General features: G+C 67.1%; 16 protein-coding genes and 1 tRNA gene. 11 read left to right on the forward strand and 6 right to left on the reverse strand.

Annotation, left to right across the window (positions count from 1 at the left end):
* Positions 1 to 15 precede the first annotated feature (15 nt).
* Genes XM50_RS19690 through XM50_RS10095 form a run of 3 tightly spaced genes read right to left on the reverse strand, consistent with a single transcriptional unit; the run spans position 16 to position 1,816 of the window.
* The gene (locus XM50_RS19690) at positions 16 to 156 is read right to left on the reverse strand and encodes a DUF2256 domain-containing protein (RefSeq protein ID WP_082102957.1); all 141 of its coding nucleotides are present in this window, start codon (positions 154 to 156) and stop codon (positions 16 to 18) included.
* The gene (gene aroB / locus XM50_RS10090) at positions 156 to 1,256 is read right to left on the reverse strand and encodes a 3-dehydroquinate synthase (RefSeq protein ID WP_046409210.1); all 1,101 of its coding nucleotides are present in this window, start codon (positions 1,254 to 1,256) and stop codon (positions 156 to 158) included. Before aroB ends, XM50_RS19690 begins: the two co-directional genes overlap by 1 nt.
* Positions 1,253 to 1,816, reverse strand: coding sequence for a shikimate kinase (locus tag XM50_RS10095; protein WP_046409211.1), 564 nt, complete (start codon positions 1,814 to 1,816; stop codon positions 1,253 to 1,255). Before XM50_RS10095 ends, aroB begins: the two co-directional genes overlap by 4 nt.
* 103 nt (positions 1,817 to 1,919) lie before the next feature.
* Between XM50_RS10095 and XM50_RS20520 the strand changes: the two genes are divergently transcribed.
* The 4 genes from XM50_RS20520 to XM50_RS10110 are packed head-to-tail and all read left to right on the forward strand — an operon-like array spanning position 1,920 to position 5,665.
* Positions 1,920 to 2,057 (forward strand): hypothetical protein, encoded by a 138-nt coding sequence (locus XM50_RS20520; protein WP_164518820.1) that lies wholly within the window; start codon positions 1,920 to 1,922, stop codon positions 2,055 to 2,057.
* On the forward strand, positions 2,038 to 3,801 hold the full coding sequence (locus XM50_RS10100) for a hypothetical protein (RefSeq protein WP_156167228.1): 1,764 nt from the start codon (positions 2,038 to 2,040) through the stop codon (positions 3,799 to 3,801). Before XM50_RS20520 ends, XM50_RS10100 begins: the two co-directional genes overlap by 20 nt.
* 4 nt (positions 3,802 to 3,805) lie before the next feature.
* Positions 3,806 to 4,702, forward strand: a complete 897-nt coding sequence (locus XM50_RS10105; protein WP_046409213.1) for a tyrosine-type recombinase/integrase — start codon at positions 3,806 to 3,808, stop codon at positions 4,700 to 4,702.
* 9 nt (positions 4,703 to 4,711) lie between these two features.
* Entirely contained in the window at positions 4,712 to 5,665 is a 954-nt protein-coding gene (locus tag XM50_RS10110; RefSeq protein WP_046409214.1) for an acetyl-CoA carboxylase carboxyltransferase subunit alpha, read from the forward strand.
* 72 nt (positions 5,666 to 5,737) lie between these two features.
* Here XM50_RS10110 and XM50_RS10115 read toward each other — a convergent pair whose 3' ends face one another.
* Together XM50_RS10115 and XM50_RS10120 are read right to left on the reverse strand one after the other, a co-directional pair.
* Positions 5,738 to 5,914: a Flp family type IVb pilin gene (locus XM50_RS10115; protein ID WP_046409215.1), complete on the reverse strand. Its 177-nt coding sequence runs from the start codon at positions 5,912 to 5,914 to the stop codon at positions 5,738 to 5,740.
* 103 nt (positions 5,915 to 6,017) lie between these two features.
* Positions 6,018 to 6,293 (reverse strand): Flp family type IVb pilin, encoded by a 276-nt coding sequence (locus XM50_RS10120; protein WP_314471013.1) that lies wholly within the window; start codon positions 6,291 to 6,293, stop codon positions 6,018 to 6,020.
* Here XM50_RS10120 and XM50_RS10125 point away from each other — a divergent pair.
* A complete protein-coding gene (locus tag XM50_RS10125; RefSeq protein ID WP_046409217.1) occupies positions 6,285 to 6,725 on the forward strand; it encodes a (deoxy)nucleoside triphosphate pyrophosphohydrolase in 441 nt (146 codons plus the stop codon). The two genes, XM50_RS10120 and XM50_RS10125, sit on opposite strands and share 9 nt — an antisense overlap.
* 278 nt (positions 6,726 to 7,003) lie before the next feature.
* Here XM50_RS10125 and XM50_RS10130 read toward each other — a convergent pair.
* Positions 7,004 to 7,077: transfer RNA gene (locus tag XM50_RS10130), tRNA-Cys, on the reverse strand.
* 143 nt (positions 7,078 to 7,220) lie between these two features.
* Between XM50_RS10130 and XM50_RS10135 the strand changes: the two genes are divergently transcribed.
* The 6 genes from XM50_RS10135 (at position 7,221) to XM50_RS10160 (ending at position 15,974) form a co-directional block, all read left to right on the forward strand.
* Positions 7,221 to 7,889, forward strand: coding sequence for a protein-L-isoaspartate O-methyltransferase family protein (locus tag XM50_RS10135; RefSeq protein ID WP_046409218.1), 669 nt, complete (start codon positions 7,221 to 7,223; stop codon positions 7,887 to 7,889).
* A gap of 12 nt (positions 7,890 to 7,901) precedes the next feature.
* Positions 7,902 to 9,422, forward strand: coding sequence for a TolC family outer membrane protein (locus XM50_RS10140; RefSeq protein ID WP_082102959.1), 1,521 nt, complete (start codon positions 7,902 to 7,904; stop codon positions 9,420 to 9,422).
* 36 nt (positions 9,423 to 9,458) lie between these two features.
* Positions 9,459 to 9,974: a DUF2497 domain-containing protein gene (locus XM50_RS10145; RefSeq protein WP_046409220.1), complete on the forward strand. Its 516-nt coding sequence runs from the start codon at positions 9,459 to 9,461 to the stop codon at positions 9,972 to 9,974.
* A 77-nt stretch (positions 9,975 to 10,051) separates the two neighbouring features.
* Positions 10,052 to 12,088 carry a S9 family peptidase gene (locus XM50_RS10150; RefSeq protein ID WP_046409221.1) on the forward strand — a complete coding sequence of 679 codons (2,037 nt, stop codon included), beginning with the start codon at positions 10,052 to 10,054 and terminating at the stop codon, positions 12,086 to 12,088.
* Positions 12,089 to 12,174: 86 nt separating this feature from the next.
* Positions 12,175 to 14,823, forward strand: a complete 2,649-nt coding sequence (locus tag XM50_RS10155; protein WP_046409222.1) for a valine--tRNA ligase — start codon at positions 12,175 to 12,177, stop codon at positions 14,821 to 14,823.
* A gap of 107 nt (positions 14,824 to 14,930) precedes the next feature.
* Entirely contained in the window at positions 14,931 to 15,974 is a 1,044-nt protein-coding gene (locus tag XM50_RS10160; protein ID WP_156167229.1) for a choice-of-anchor A family protein, read from the forward strand.
* Positions 15,975 to 16,000: the final 26 nt, after the last annotated feature.

Raw genomic sequence — 16,000 nt, forward strand, 5'->3', positions numbered from 1 at the left:
GACAGGCCGGATGCATCACGTCTTCTGCCGGCACGCGGCCGAACAATAGACCACCGCGTCCCAGTCGCGCGCCCATTTCTTTCGCCAGCTGAACGGCCGCTGGCACACCGGACAGGTCTTGGTCGGCAAGTCGCGCTTGGCAACGCCGTTGGGCATCAGCGCGGCTGGATTGCCAGGAATTCGCGCACATCGTCCAGCGACACCTGCTTGTCGAGGTAGGTCTGCCCGATCCCGCGCGCGAGAAGAAACGGGATATTTCCGCCACTTGCCTTCTTGTCGTGGCGCATATGCTCGACCAGCCGCTCGGCCGGCGCATCGATCCCCGCCGCCGCCAGCCCGCTCGGCAACCCCGCCGCCTGCCAATGCGCCGCCACCCGCACCGCATCCTCGATCGGGCACAAACCGTGCGCCGCGGAATAACCAAACGCCAGCGCACACCCCGCCGCCACCGCTTCGCCATGCAGCAGCTTGTCGGAAAACCCCGCCTCCGCCTCCAGCGCATGGCCGAACGTGTGGCCCAGGTTCAGCAGCGCCCGGCGCCCCAGCGTCTCGAACTCATCCTCACCCACGATCCGCGCCTTGGCCGCGACCGAATGGGCGATGGCATATTCCCTCGCCGCCGAGTCACCCGCGAGCAGCTTCTCGCCGTTTGCCTCACACCAGGCGAAAAAGTCCGCATCGTCGATCAGCCCGTATTTGACGACCTCGGCATAGCCGGCGCGCAACTCGCGCAGCGGCAGCGTGTCGAGTACCGACGGGTCGATCAGCACCACCTTGGGCTGGTGAAAGGCCCCGATCAGATTTTTGCCCGCGCGCGTGTTGATACCGGTCTTGCCGCCCACCGAAGAATCCACCTGCGACAGCAAGGTAGTGGGAATCTGCACGAAGCCGCACCCCCGCTTCAGGATCGCGGTGGCAAAGCCGACCAGGTCACCGATCACCCCGCCGCCCAGCGCCACCACATGGTCGCCGCGCTCGACACCCATCGCCAGCAACTGATCGGTCAGCGATTCCAGCGTCGCCCAGCTCTTTGACTTCTCACCCGCCGGGATGATGATCGCCTCGCTCTCAATTCCCGCCGCGGTCAGCGATGATCGCAGCGTGGCGAGATGGGCGCCGACATTGGCGTCCGCGACGATCGGCACCCGGCGCTTGCCGACCAGCGGCGCGAGGCGCTCGCCCGCGCGAGTCAGCAGTCCCGCCTCGATCACCACGTCATAGCTGCGCGTCCCCAGCGCCACCTGCACAATCGTCATGCGTTCCCGTACCCAATCGCTTTCAGGATCGCGCGCACGGTCGCTTCGTGCGGCGCATTGTTGCTCGTCACATGGATGTCGGCCTGCGCGTAGAGCGGATTGCGCACCTCGGCGAGCTCGCGCAGCACCTTCGCCGGGTCCTTGCCGCGCAGCAGCGGCCGCGTATCGCGCCGGCGCACCCGGTCGACCAGCACGTCGATATCCGCGTCCAGCCACACGGACAGCGCATCGGACAGGATCAGCTGGCGTGTCGCATCATTGATGAACGCGCCGCCCCCGGTCGCGATCACCTTGGGTCGCCCGTCGATCAGCCGCTGGATCACCCGTCGCTCGCCATCGCGAAAATAAGGCTCGCCGAATTGCGCGAATATTTCCGCGATCGACATGCCCGCGGCTTCCTCGATCGCATTGTCAGCGTCGACGAAGGGCAGGCCAAGCCGTTGCGCCAGCCGCTTGCCCACGGTGGATTTGCCCACGCCCATCAGGCCGACCAGCACGATCGGTTCACGCTGCCAGCGGCTCTTGCGGTCGCGGTTGGATGGGGCGGGGCTTTGCAACATGGGTCTGCGGGCTATACAGCGCGTCGGCGCCCCGGGCACAAGGCTCGCGGAAGGTTAGGCTCGACGCTGGCGGGTTTTGCCGGCGTCGTACAGGGTGTGGAACATGTCGCGGTTGATCGTCTCGCTGGTGGTACTCCTGGTCGTCGTGATCGGCGGGTTGTTCTTCCTCGCGGGCAGCGCGACCGAAAAGCCCACCACGCGTGTCGAGAAGGCGGTCGAGCTTGGCAACCTCGCGGGTTAGGCTGCTGGCGGCGCTCGCCGCAGCAGGATCATTGGCAGCAGCGGCGGTCGCACAGAACGCGCAGGCACCCGAATCACTCTTGCCGCCCGGCTTCGGCGAGCCGGTTGCGCCGCCCCCGGCCCAGGCGCCCAGCAACCAGACGGTTCAGCCGCTGCCACAAGCGCCGCTAGACCTGCCGGCGCCGGAGGCAAGCCCGTCGCCCATCCCGACGCCGACACCGCCGAGTGCCGCGGAACTGGCGAAATATGAGATGCCGCTGTTCGCGCGGCGCTCGCTGTCAATCGTTGGCCCCATCGGTCAGCCGGAGGGAGGCGTTGCGCCGAACGCGTTCGGCGACGCCGACGGCGGCTACCTCCAGGGGCTGATGCGCCGCCTGTCCGCGCCGCTGCCGTCGCGCTGGCTGTCGATCGCGCTTCGCCGCGCGTTGATGTCGCGCATCGATACGCCCGCCGGCCTCAACGGCGCCGATTTCGCCGCAGAGCGCGCGTGGCTGTTGCTCCGGATGGGCGAATCGGTCGCGGCGCGCAGCGTGATCGAGAGCGTCGACACGATGAACGCGACCCCCAAATACGAACAGGTCGCGATGCAGGCGATGCTCGCCAATGGCGACCCGGGCGGTCTGTGCACGCTGGCAGAGGCGCCACAGGATCGGGCGCGTGGCTGGATCCTCGCGCGGGCCATGTGTGCGTCGCTCGGCAATGAGGAAGGCGCCGGGCGCGCGCTGATCGATGCCGCGCGTCGCCAGCGGGTGGCCAGCGGCATTGACCTGGCGCTTGCCCGCAAGGTCGTCGGCGCAGGGCTGGGCAGCCGCCAGGCGGTGACGATCGAATGGGATCCGGTGGTTCAATTGACCAGCTGGCGCTTCGGGCTGGCGACGGCGACCGGAGTCGCCGTGCCAACCGAACTATATGAGACCGTCGGGCCGCAGGTGACCGGCTGGCGCGCGCTGGCGCCGGCCATCCCCATCGCCGATCGCGCCGCCGCCGCGGAAACCGCCGCTGCAATGGGCGTGCTGTCCAGTGCGGCGCTGGTGGATCTGTACGCAGCCCTTGATGCTGGCGAGGATACGCCGGCGGCGCTCGGCGCGATCGCGTCGGACCTGCGCTCGGCCTATGTCGGTGCCGACATCGCCACGCGTCTGGGTGCGCTGCGCCAATTGTGGGATGGCGTGGAAACGCCGCAGGCCCGCTATGCGCGCTACATCCTGACGGCGCGCGCCGCCGCGCGGATCCGCCCGGTCGACGGTCGGGAGGAGGCCAATCGCATCGTCGCTTCCATGTTGTCGGCGGGGCTCGACCGTACCGCGCAACGCTGGCGCGGCCAGGTCGACGAGGGCAGCGATGCCTGGGCCATGCTGGAATTGTCCGATCCGGACGCCAGGACTCGGCTCGGTTATGGCGCGGTGGGCAAATATGCGGGCAGCGGCAATGCGACGCTGAAGCGGCAGTTGTTCTTCGCTGGTTTGGCCGGTCTCGGCCGTCTTTCCCCGCAAGAGGTCGAAAGCGGCGCCGAGTCGCTGGACGTGCCGATCGGCGTGCAGAACAGCTGGACGCGCGCGCTGGATCGCGCCGTGCGCGACCGGCAGCCCGCCACGGTGCTGCTGCTGTCCGGGATTGGCATGCAGGCGGACTCCTGGCGGGCAATACCGCCGGCCGCGCTCTATCGGATCGTCGCTGCGCTGCGCGCGGTGGGGCTGGATGGCGAGGCGCGGATGATCGCCGTCGAGGCGCTCACGCGGGCCTGACCGGATGGGCGATACGGCCCTCATCGACCGCTTTCTGGAGATGATGGCGGCGCAGGCGGGCGCCGCGCGCAACACGATCGCCGCCTATCGCAGCGATCTCTTGCTTGCGTCGGAAGCGCTGGATGGCCGCTTGGCCGAGGCGAATGCCGACATGATCGGGCGGCTTGCAAGCGGCTGGTCCGCGCTGGCCCGGTCGACCGTGTCGCGCAAGGCATCAGCGCTCCGGCGCTTCTTCACCTTCCTCGCGGAAGAAGGGTTGCGGGCGGACGATCCGGGCGCGGCGCTGCCGCAGCCGGCACGCCGTCGTCCGCTTCCCCGCACGCTCAGCCATGCCGACGTCGATCGGCTGTTCGCGGTCGTAGCGGCGCGACTCGCGCGTGATCCGCCGCTCGCTCCCGATATGCGCAACGCGGCGCTGCTGGAACTGCTGTACGGTTCGGGCCTGCGCGCGACCGAGCTCGTGTCGTTGCCGCGCAATGCCATTCATCCCGATCGGCCCTTCATCATCCTCTCGGGCAAAGGCGGCAAGGAACGGCTGGTGCCGATATCCGACCGCGCCCGTGCCGCCGTCGCGCAATGGCGCGATCATGTCCCCGCGGACGACAAGTTCCTGTTTCCGTCCGGTACCACGCACATTTCGCGCGTGCGGCTGTTTCAGATCATCCGGGCGCTTGGTGCCGAAGCCGGTATCCCGCCCGATCGCATCAGCCCGCATGTGCTTCGTCACGCCTTTGCCACCCACTTGCTTGAGGGGGGCGCAGATCTTCGTGCGCTCCAAGCAATGCTGGGGCATGCCGACATTGCGACGACGGAAATCTACACACATGTCGATCGTGCCCGGTTGGTCACGCTGGTCAATGAACGGCACCCGCTCGTTGACGTGGCGAAACCGCGCGCCTAGCTCCGCGCGATGGCGACTTTCCTCGACTTTGAAAAACCCATTGCCGAACTGCAGGCACGGATCGACGAACTACGCGATACCGGCGCCGAGGGCGGTGTCGACATCGCGGCAGAGGTCGCGAAGCTTCAGGCGAAATCCGATCGGCTCCTGAAGGAAACCTTTTCCAAGCTGACGCCGTGGCAGAAGACCCAGGTTGCCCGGCATCCCGAGCGGCCGCACTTCAAACATTATGTGGCTGGGCTGTTCGACGAGTTCATCCCGCTCGCCGGCGATCGCGCCTTTGGCGACGATCAGGCCATCATTGGCGGGTTCGCCAGTTTCCGCGGGCAGCGTGTGCTGGTGATGGGACATGAGAAGGGTGACGACACCACCTCCCGTCTCCGCCACAATTTCGGCATGGGCAAGCCGGAGGGGTATCGCAAGGCGGTGCGCCTGATCTCGCTCGCTGATCGCTTCAACCTGCCGATCGTGACCCTGGTCGACACGTCCGGCGCTTTCCCGGGCCTGCAGGCGGAGGAGCGTGGCCAGGCCGAGGCGATCGCGCGCTCGACCGAGGCGTGTCTCGCCGCCGGCGTGCCCTTCGTATCGGCGGTCGTGGGCGAGGGCGGCTCGGGCGGCGCCGTTGCGCTGGCCAGCGGTAATCGCGTGCTGATGTTCGAACACGCCGTCTATTCGGTCATCTCGCCCGAAGGCTGCGCCTCCATCCTGTGGCGCACGGCCGACAAGGCGGCCGACGCGGCTGAAGCGATGAAGGTAACGGCGCAGGATCTGAAGGCGCTTGGCGTGATCGACACGATCGTGCCCGAGCCGCTGGGCGGCGCGCATCGCGGCCCCTCGGCAGCAATCGGCGCGCTGGGGGACGCGATCGAATCGGCGCTCGGGGAATTGCGCGGCATGGATGCGGTCGCGCTGCGGCGCGAACGGCGCGAGAAGTTCCTCGCGATGGGCCGCGCGCTTAGCTGACGCGAGGCAAAAGAAAAGGGCGGCGAGCCGAAGCTCGCCGCCCTTTTCTTTTTTTGACGATAGCGCGGACGATTATTTAGGCGCGCCGTCCTTCATCGTCGTCGAGACCTTGCTGAAGGTCGAAGTCAGTTGGTTGCCCAGCGTGCCCATGGCTGCAATGGCGGCGACGGCGATCAGGGCGGCGATCAGGCCGTATTCGATCGCGGTGGCACCCTTGGAATTCTTGAGGAATGCGCGCATCTTCTGCATGTTCGGTCTCCAGTGGTTGTCTAACGCTTCAGTCACCCGACCGGATGAAGGTGCCCCCCGCTCCGGTACCCACCCCAATTAACGTGGCCAGGTTGAAAAACATTTAAGGGCCGTTGCGGCTGGGCGGATTGAGGACGGCGGTGACGCTGCTGCTGAGGTCGTTCCACATACTTGTCGTCTTTTCCGCCAAGCCGGCCACGCTTGCCATGATCGCAATCACGATCAGGGCGAGGATGAACCCATATTCGACCGCGGTGGCACCACGCTGATCGCCTGCAAGCCGCAGGGTTGCGGCAAGCGCGCGTTTGATCGCTGAAGGGCCTCGGTGCATGCGCTGCTGATCGCATGGCTGTGTTAAGGAAAGGTCGACATGCCCCATCGCGCCAGCGCGCCTTCTCTACCGATGCTGGTGGTCGCCGCTGCGCTGATCGCGGCGGATGGCCGGATCCTGGTTCAGCAACGCCCGCTCAACAAGCATCATGGCGGCCTGTGGGAGTTCCCGGGCGGCAAGGTGGAGCCAGGCGAGACACCCGAGGCGGCCTTGGCTCGCGAGCTGGCGGAGGAACTCGGAATCGGGGTTGAAGCTGCGGACCTTCACCCCGTCGCCTTTTCGCGCGGCAGCGCTGGCGATCGCCCGATGGTCCTGCTCCTCTATCGTGCCGAACGGTGGGAGGGGACTGCGCAGGCAATCGAAGCCCCGGCAATCCGCTGGGTCGCGACCGAGGAACTGGCCGCACTGGCCATGCCGCCCGCCGACCGGCCGCTCGCCGAGGCGCTGATGGCGCTGATGGCGCTGATGGCGCTGCGCTAACGCCCATCGCGCGGACGCGACGCCCGGCAAGTCACAGCATCAACAGCGTCCCCGTCCCGCCAAGGACGAATGCCAGCACCAGCCAGTAATGCGAGCGGACGAGCCAATCGGAATCGCCGTCAAAGATGCGCATGAGGTCCCTCGATTCTTCGAGAACGGGCAAGCCGCCGGAGCCCGCCAATCTGCCACCGGCCTTATCGCACGCGCGACCCGTAGCGACCTAGAAATGGCACCGAACCGGAGCAACCAGGCTTGCGGACAAGAAGGGGATACCACGCTGGAGGCCCGACCGGGAATCGAACCCGGGTGCAAGGATTTGCAGTCCTCTGCGTCACCACTCCGCCATCGGGCCTCGATCGCGTGGAGGCGGGCTGATGGGGCGGCGCGCCAGCCATGTCAAGTTTCGACATTGGCGCATTTGCCGCGACAGGATAAAGCGCCACTTCGATGGTAAGTGTATTGCCATGCTAAAACAGCCGTGCGACAGGTGACAGAATGACGATGACCATGGAACGCCAACCCGATTTCGCCGCCCTGCGCACCGCGATGGTGGCCAGTCAGCTGCGCACCAATGCGGTGTCGGATGCACGCGTGGTCGCCGCCATGGCCAATGTGCCGCGCGAGCGCTTCGTGCCCGCCGATCAGGCGCCGTTCGCCTATCGCGACGGGCTGGTGGAGCTGGGCGGTGGTCGTTCGCTCAACCTGCCGATCGCCACCGGCCGCTTGCTCACCGAGGCGCGCCTCACGTCGCACGACCGCGTGCTGCTGATCGGCGCAGCGTCGGGTTATACGGCCGCGGTTCTGGCGGAACTGGTGGCTGCGGTCGTCGCGGTCGAATCGGATCCCGCGCTGGTCGCCAGGGCGCGTACGGCGCTTGGCGGCGAGGATCGCGTGACGATCGTCGAGAGCCCGCTGGAACATGGCCATCCTGCCGATGCACCGTACGACGTGCTCATCATCGACGGCGCGGTCGAGCAGGTGCCGGAGACGTTGGTGACTCAGGTTCATCCCGCCGGCCGGGTGCTTGGGGGCCTCGTTGATCGAGGCGTGACCCGGCTTGCGGCTGGTCGCCGAAGCGAAGGCGGCTTCGCGCTGCTCGATTTTGCCGATGTCGAATGCTGCCGGTTGCCCGGCTTCGCCAAACCGGCACGTTTCACCTTCTGAGCAAAGGCTGCAATGACCCGCGTTCGTTCCCTTGCCATGCCGCTGACGATCGCGGCCGTGATTGCGGTATCTCCGGCGCGCGCGGACACGCTGCGCGAGGCGCTGGCGCGGGCCTATCAGGATAATCCGACGATCACCGGCAGCCGCGCGCGGCAGCGGGCGATTGACGAGACGGTGCCGATCGCGCGCGCTGCGGGCCGTCCCACGCTGGGCAGCAACGCGGGGGTGACGGAAAATTATCTGCGCAGCGGCAATTCCTTCACCACGCCGGAGAAGGTGGCGCAGGCGCAACTGGCACTGAACGTACCCTTCTATTCCGGCGGCGCGGTGCGCAATTCGGTGCGCGCGGCCGAAACCCGGGTGGAGGCAGGGCAGCTTGGCCTGCGCGGGACGGAGGCGGGGCTCTTCACCGAAGTGGTCGGCGCCTATAACGACGTACTGCGTGACGAGGCGATCGTCGGCCTCAATGCCCAGAATGTGCGCGTGCTGGAGACCAACCTTCAGGCCAGCCGCGATCGCTTCCAGGTCGGCGACCTGACCCGCACCGATGTCGCCCAGTCGGAGGCGCGGCTCAGCCTCGCCCGCGCGCAGCTCGACCGCGTGCGCGCCAATCTCATTGCCAGCCGTGAGAATTATGTCCGTCTGGTCGGCGGCGCCCCCGGCGCGCTCGAGCCGCCGCCGCCGCTGCCCAATCTGCCGTCCAATGCGGATGCGGCCGTCGATGTTGCGCTGCGCGACAATCCGACTTTGCTGTCCGCCCTGAAGGAGCGTGACGCCACCGCCTTCGACGTGCGCGTCGCCCGCGCCAGCCGTCTGCCCACGCTCGGCATCGGCGCCACCGGAAATTATGTGAACTATCTCGGCTCGCTGGGCTCAGGCACCGGGCTCGGCGTCGGCCAGAGCGGCACCTCCGCCGGCATCGGGCTCAATGTCAGCCTGCCGTTCTTCCAGGGCGGGCGCCCCGCCGCGCTGGTGCGCCAGGCGCAGGCGCAGCGATCGCAGGCAATCGAAAATGCAACCGCGGCCGAACGTCAGGTGATCGCCTCGACCCGGTCGGCCTATGCCGTGTGGCAATCCTCGCTTCAGGTGATCGCCTCGTCGGAACAGGCGGTGGCCGCCAACCAGCTCAGCCTGGAGGGCGTTCGCGCGGAAAACAGTGTCGGCACCCGCACCATCCTCGACATCCTCAATGCCGAGCAGGAATTGCTGAACAGTCAGGTGACCTTGGTGACGGCCCGCCGCGACGCATATGTCGCCGGCTTCGCCTTGCTCGCCGCGATGGGGCAGGCGGAGGCGCAGGACCTCGGGCTGGAAGCAGGGCCGCTCTACAATTCGGCCGACAATTACCGTTCGGTGCGCGGCCGCTTCTCCGACTTCTCGGACGGGCCGGCGCCACAGGCCATCGCACCGTCGACCAGCACCGTCCCGCCGCAGAACGCCACCGTCACCCGTCCGCTCGATCCCGCGCTCGACAGCAGCAAGGTTGACAGGAGCCCGGCGTTGACCACAGGTGAGAACGCACCGAACCGCTGATAGTCAGCCGTTTTTGGGACGAGGTGGACTGCGCGCATGGGGGATGTCAGCGCCGAGCCGTCGATGGAAGACATTCTGTCCTCCATCAAGCGCATCATTGCGGAGGAGGGCGATGACCGCCCGATCCGGCCGCGCCGCAGTGGCGCGGTGCGTGCCATGCCGGCCGCCCCGATCGCTGATGACGACGACGAGCCGGAAGAAGTGCTTGAGCTGAGCGATCCGATGCCGCCGTCGCGCGCGCCGGCCAGCGGCGCGGCGGCCGCAGATGCGCCCGTTGCTTCTCCCGCACCAAACACCGCTTCGGCCAGCATGTCCTCGGCGCAGGCCGCCGCCGCTTTGCTGTCCGAACAGACGACTCAGGCGACTCGCGGCGCGCTCGACGCGCTCTCGCGGCTCATGGTGAAGCCGGAACCGGGCAGCGACGGTACGCTGGAGGGGCTGGTGCGCGACATGCTGCGCCCGATGCTGCGCGAATGGCTCGACGCGAACCTGCCGGCACTGGTCGAAACGCTGGTCGCGCGCGAGATAGCGAAGATCACGCGCGGTTCCTGATCGCCTGTCCCGGCACCTGGCCGGGAATATGACAAGATCATTGTCGCGCCTGATACGATCTGCTTTACCGCAGGGCCATGAGGATGCTCCTGTCCGCGAGCTTCGTTGCGCTCGCCGTCGCCGCCGCTCCGGCCTTTGCCCGCCCGCTGACGATCGAGGATCTGACGATGCTCAGTCGCATCGGCGCTCCGGCCGTCTCCAAGGACGGCCGCTGGATGGTCTGGGCGCAGCGGGAGACCGATCTCGACTCCGATCGCGGCCGCTTCGATCTGTGGCGGCTCGATCTGACGAAGCCCGGCGCCGCGCCGGAGAGGTTGCTCGCCGATCCGCAGAAGGACGAGAATGATCCGCAGATCGTCGGCAACACCGTCTATTTCGCGATGGACGATGCGGTCTGGGCCGTCCCCGTCACCGGCGGCACGCCGCGCCGGCTGACCGACTTCAAGGGCGGCTTCAACGGCTTCAAGGTCGCACCGACGGGCGACAAGATCGTGGTCTGGGCGGATCGGCTGCCCGGCGCGCCCAGCCTCGAGGAACCGATGATCCGCAAGCTGGCGGATGCCGGCTCGGGCCGCACCTATGATCAGCTCTTCGTGCGCCACTGGGATAAGTGGAGCGACGGCAAAAGGTCGCAGCTGTTCGTCCTGCCGCTGACCGCCGCCGGCGCGCGCGGCAATGGCAAGGCAGTGGTCGGCAACCTCGTCGGCGACACACCCTCCAAGCCGTTCGGCGGCGCCGAGGAAGTCGCGTGGAGCCCCGACGGCAAGACGCTCTACTTCGCGCTCCGCGAGGCCGGCCGGATCGAGCCGACCTCGACCAATCTCGACATCTTCGAGGTGCCAGCGGACGGCAGCCGTGCGCCGGTGAACCTCACCGCGGACAACAAGGCGACCGACAATCAGCCGGTCGTCTCGCCCGATGGCCGAACGCTCGCCTGGTTCGCGATGCGCCGTCCCGGCTACGAGGCCGATCGCCAGGTCCTGATGCTGCGCGATCTCGCCACTGGCCGCATGACGTCGCTCACCGAAAAGTGGGACCGTTCGGTCGGCTCGATCGCTTGGGCGCCCGACTCGCGCTCGCTTTACGTGACGGCGGATGACACGCAGGAAACCCCGCTGTTCCGCGTCGATGCGACGACCGGTCAGGTCACGCGGCTGACCCAGCAGGGCCATGTCGGGGCGGTCGCCGTGACGCCGAGCGGGCCGGTCATCGCGCTCGATTCGCTCACCGCCCCGGCCGATTTCTACCGCGTCGCCGCCACCGGCACGCCGCAACGGCTGACCAACGTCAACGCCGCCAAGCTCGCCGGCATCGACATGCCGACGGTCGAACGGTTCAGCTTCACCGGCGCCAACAACGACACCGTCTGGGGCTATGCGGTGAAGCCCGCCAATAGCACCGGCAAGGTGCCGATCGCGTACATGGTCCATGGCGGGCCGCAGGGGTCGAGCAACAACAGCTGGTCCTACCGCTGGAACCCGGCGGTGTTCGCTGGTGCGGGCTACGGCCTCGTCGCGGTCGATTTCCACGGCTCCACCGGCTACGGCCAGGCCTTCACCGACAGCATCCGCAACAATTGGGGTGGCTGGCCGCTGGAGGACCTGAAGAAGGGCCTCTCCGCCGCGACCACCAGGTTCACCTGGCTCGACGCGGACAATGCCTGCGCGCTCGGTGCCTCCTATGGCGGCTATATGATGAACTGGATCGAGGGGCAGTGGCCCGATCGCTTCAAGTGCATCGTCCAGCACGATGGCGTCTTCGACGCGCGCGCCATGGCGTATGAAACCGAGGAGCTCTGGTTCGACGAGTGGGAGCATGGCGGGAAGACCTATTACGAGGACCCGCAGGCGTTCGAGAAGTGGAACCCGGTCCACCACGTCGCGAAATGGAAGACGCCGCAACTCGTCATCACCGGCGAAAAGGATCTCCGCATCCCCTACACCCAGGGGCTCGCCGCCTTCACCGCGCTCCAGCGCCGCGGCATCCCCTCGCGCCTGCTCGTCTTCCCGAACGAGAACCACTGGGTGCTGAAACCGAAGAACTCGCGCCAATGGTATCGCGAAGTGACCGGCTGGATGGACAAGTGGACCGGCAAGGCGGCCGCTAACCAATAACACCTCGTCATCCCGGCCTGGAGCCGGGGTGATGGTGTGAGGAGGGGGGACTTGGGTTCCCCCCACCGCCTCGCTATGGCCGCTCCATGAGCGAGCTGCCGAAAACCTTTGACCCCGCCGCGATCGAATCCCGCTGGTACAGCCATTGGGAAGAAAGCGGCCTGTTCCGCCCCGAGCGTCCCGGCGCGGAGCCGTGGACGATCGTCAACCCGCCGCCCAACGTCACCGGCTCGCTCCACATCGGCCATGCGCTCGATAACACGCTGCAGGACATCCTGACGCGCCACGCGCGGCTGAAGGGCAAGGACGCGCTTTGGGTCGTCGGCACCGATCACGCCGGCATCGCGACGCAGATGGTGGTCGAGCGGCAGATGGCGCTCAAGCAGCAGAAGCGCACCGATTTCACCCGTGACGAATTCGTCGCCAAGGTGTGGGAATGGAAGGCGGAGAGCGGCGGCCAGATCACGGGCCAGCTCCGCCGCCTCGGCTGCTCGATGGATTGGGCCAATGAGCGGTTCACGATGGACGAGGGCTTCTCGAAGGCCGTGATCAAGGTCTTCGTCGAGCTTCACCGCCAGGGCCTGCTATACCGCGACAAGCGCCTGGTGAACTGGGATCCGGGCCTCGGCACCGCGATCAGCGATCTCGAGGTTGAGACGCGCGAGGTGAAGGGCAGCTTCTGGCAGATCCGCTACCCGCTCGCCGACGGCTCGGGCACGATCACCGTCGCCACCACGCGCCCCGAGACGATGCTCGCCGACATGGCCGTCGCGGTGCATCCCGACGACGCGCGCTACAAGGACATGATCGGCAAGCAGATCAAGTTGCCGATCACCGGCCGCCTGATCCCGGTGATCGCCGACGAACATGCTGATCCGTCGCTTGGCACCGGCGCGGTGAAGATCACGCCGGGGCATGACTTCAACGATTTCGAGGTGGGCAAGCGCGCCGGCATGAAGGCGGGCGAGATGCTCAACATGCTCGATGCCAAGGCCAACGTCACGCAGACCGCGGACGGCCTGATCCCGGCCGAGTTCCTCGGGCTTTCGACCGCAGACGCACGCAAGGCGGTCGTGGCCCGGCTCAAGGTCGATGGCGTCCTCGTGCCCCACGTCGACAAGGAAGGCGTCGAGCATGATGCCGAGCCGCGCACGATCCAGACGCCCTATGGCGATCGCTCGGGCGTCGTCATCGAGCCGTGGCTGACCGACCAATGGTATGTCGACGCCAAGACGCTGGCGCAGCCCGCGATCGAGGCGGTGAAGTCCGGCGCGATCCGCCTCGTCCCCAAGACGTGGGAGAAGACCTACTTCAACTGGATGGAGAACATCCAGCCGTGGTGCGTCTCGCGTCAGCTGTGGTGGGGCCACCAGATCCCGGCGTGGTTCGATGCCGAGGGCAGGGCCTATGTCGCCGAAACCGAGGAGGAGGCACAGGCGCAGGCGGGCGAGGGCGTTGCCCTGACGCGCGATCCCGACGTGCTCGACACCTGGTTCTCCTCCGCGCTGTGGCCCTTCGCCACGATGGGCTGGCCGGAGAATGCCGACCCCACGCTAGGCGGGCGCTATCCCAATGACGTGCTGATCTCGGGCTTCGACATCCTGTTCTTCTGGGATGCCCGCATGATGATGCAGGGCATTCACTTCATGAAGGACGTGCCGTTCCGCACGCTCTACCTGCACGGCCTTGTCCGCGCGGCGGACGGCGCGAAAATGTCCAAGTCCAAGGGCAATACCGTCGATCCGCTCGGCCTGATCGACAAATACGGCGCCGACGCTTTGCGCTTCTTCATGGCGGCGATGGAAAGCCAGGGTCGCGACATCAAGATGGATGAGAAGCGGGTCGAGGGTTACCGCAACTTCGCGACCAAGCTGTGGAATGCCAGCCGCTTCTGCCAGTCGAACGGCATCGGCGGATCGACCACGCTGGAACCGCCGGCGGCGACCCATCCGGTCAACAAGTGGATCATCGGTGAGGCGATCAAGGCGATCCAGTCGGTCGACCTCGCGCTTGGCGAATATCGCTTCGATGCTGCGGCGAACGCCATCTACCAGTTCGTCTGGAGCCAGTTCTGCGACTGGTATCTCGAACTCATCAAGGGTTCGATTGATGACGAGACGAAGGCGGTCGCCGGCTGGGTGCTCGATCAGATCCTGGTCGTCCTCCACCCGTTCATGCCGTTCATCACCGAGGAGCTGTGGCACGCGCTCGCGCCGCGCGATCATGACCTGATCGTCGCGCACTGGCCGATGGCGGACGCGCGCGCGATCGATCCGGCGGCGGCGCAGGAGATCGACTGGCTGATCCGCCTCGTCAGCGAGGTACGCTCCAGCCGTACCGAGCTGAACGTGCCCCCCGGCGCGCGGCTGCCCTATGCCGTGGCGGATGCGAACGAGGAAACGCAGGCGCGTCTCCAGCGCAATGCAGCCACGATCGCTCGCCTCGCGCGGATCGATCCGGGCGAGGTCTCGGGCGGCACCGCGCAGGTGGTGGTGGACGAGGCGACGTTCCGGATCGCGCTTGGCGACGTGATCGACCTCGCCGCGGAGCGCACGCGACTCGCCAAGGCAATCGCCGCGGCCGAAAAGGAGCGCGACGGGCTTGCCGGGCGCCTCAACAACCCGAGCTTTGTTGAACGCGCGAAGCCCGAGGCGGTCGAGAAGGCCCGCGCCGACCATGCGGAGAAATCCGCGGAGGCGCAGCGGCTTGCGGCCGCCCTGGCGCGGCTTGGCTGATCGCGTCCGTCGGTGGCGTTTCTCCAAATGGGACAGGTGCCACCGACAAATGCTGGCGAAAGCCGCGGCGAGATTATAGCGCGAGCGCTAGTTAGCCCGGAGTTGAAATGTCCCGCCTGAAGGTTTCGGTGATCGCCATGGTCGCCTCGCTCGCCATGGCCACGCCGGCGAATGCCCAGTCGATCGTTGGCCTCGATGTCCTGCGAACCTGGAACCTGGTGGTGCTCGGCGATCTTACCTCCTCGTCCGAGGTGGAGGGCCGCACCTTTGTCGGCGGCAACCTCAACGGCAATTCGTCCAACTATCAGATCCGCACCCCGGAACCCTCGCCCTACAATGTCACGGGCCTGACGGTGGTCGGCGACGTCAACGGCTCGCACAAGAATCTGAACGGCGGATCTGGCGCGGTCGTCGGCGGCAACGTCAACAGCGGCTTCAACCTGAACGGCGCGCCGCAGACAGTGAAGGTCGGCGGCACGATCGCCAACACCAACGTCAACCAGAACACGGTGACCTCGGGCCTCGCCGCGAGCGATCCCTCCTTCCTCGTCAACCTGAAGCAGCAGGGCAGCCTGATCGCCAGCAGCATGGGCGAGCTGTCGCGCACCTTCGGCGGCATGTCCTCGAACAGCAATCTGACGATCAGCGGCAACCGCGGCACGTTCGATGCGAAGCCCGATGCGCAGGGCGTGGCGGTGTTCAACATCACCAGCGCCGATCTCGATCGCATTGGCGAGATCAAGTTCAACCTCAACGGCGCCGATACCGCGATCGTCAATGTCACCGGCGCGAACGTGACGCTCAACGACAATTTCCTCGGCGGCACGACCGGGCTGGGCAAGCACGTGATCTGGAACCTGGTCGACGCGCAGAAGGTCGATGCCACCACCGCATGGGGCGGGTCGGTGCTGGCACCGGGCGCCGCGGCGACGACGGGGAATTACATCGAAGGCTCGGCGGTGTTCGGCAGCCTGGTGCAGAACGGCGAGTTCCACCTCGGCACCTTTGTGGGCGGCTATAACCCGCCGTCGGGCCCGCCGGTCAACGGTGGCGGCTCGCCCACGCCGATCCCGGGCGAGGCAGCAGGCCTGTTCGCGCTCGGCGCCATCGGCCTGTGGATGATGCGCCGCCGCCGCCACGCGGCCGCCTGACGACCCTCCACCGACGACGGACAAGA

Origin of the sequence: Sphingomonas sp. Ag1 (genome assembly GCF_000980895.1) — a bacterium.
Lineage (GTDB): Bacteria > Pseudomonadota > Alphaproteobacteria > Sphingomonadales > Sphingomonadaceae > Sphingomonas > Sphingomonas panaciterrae.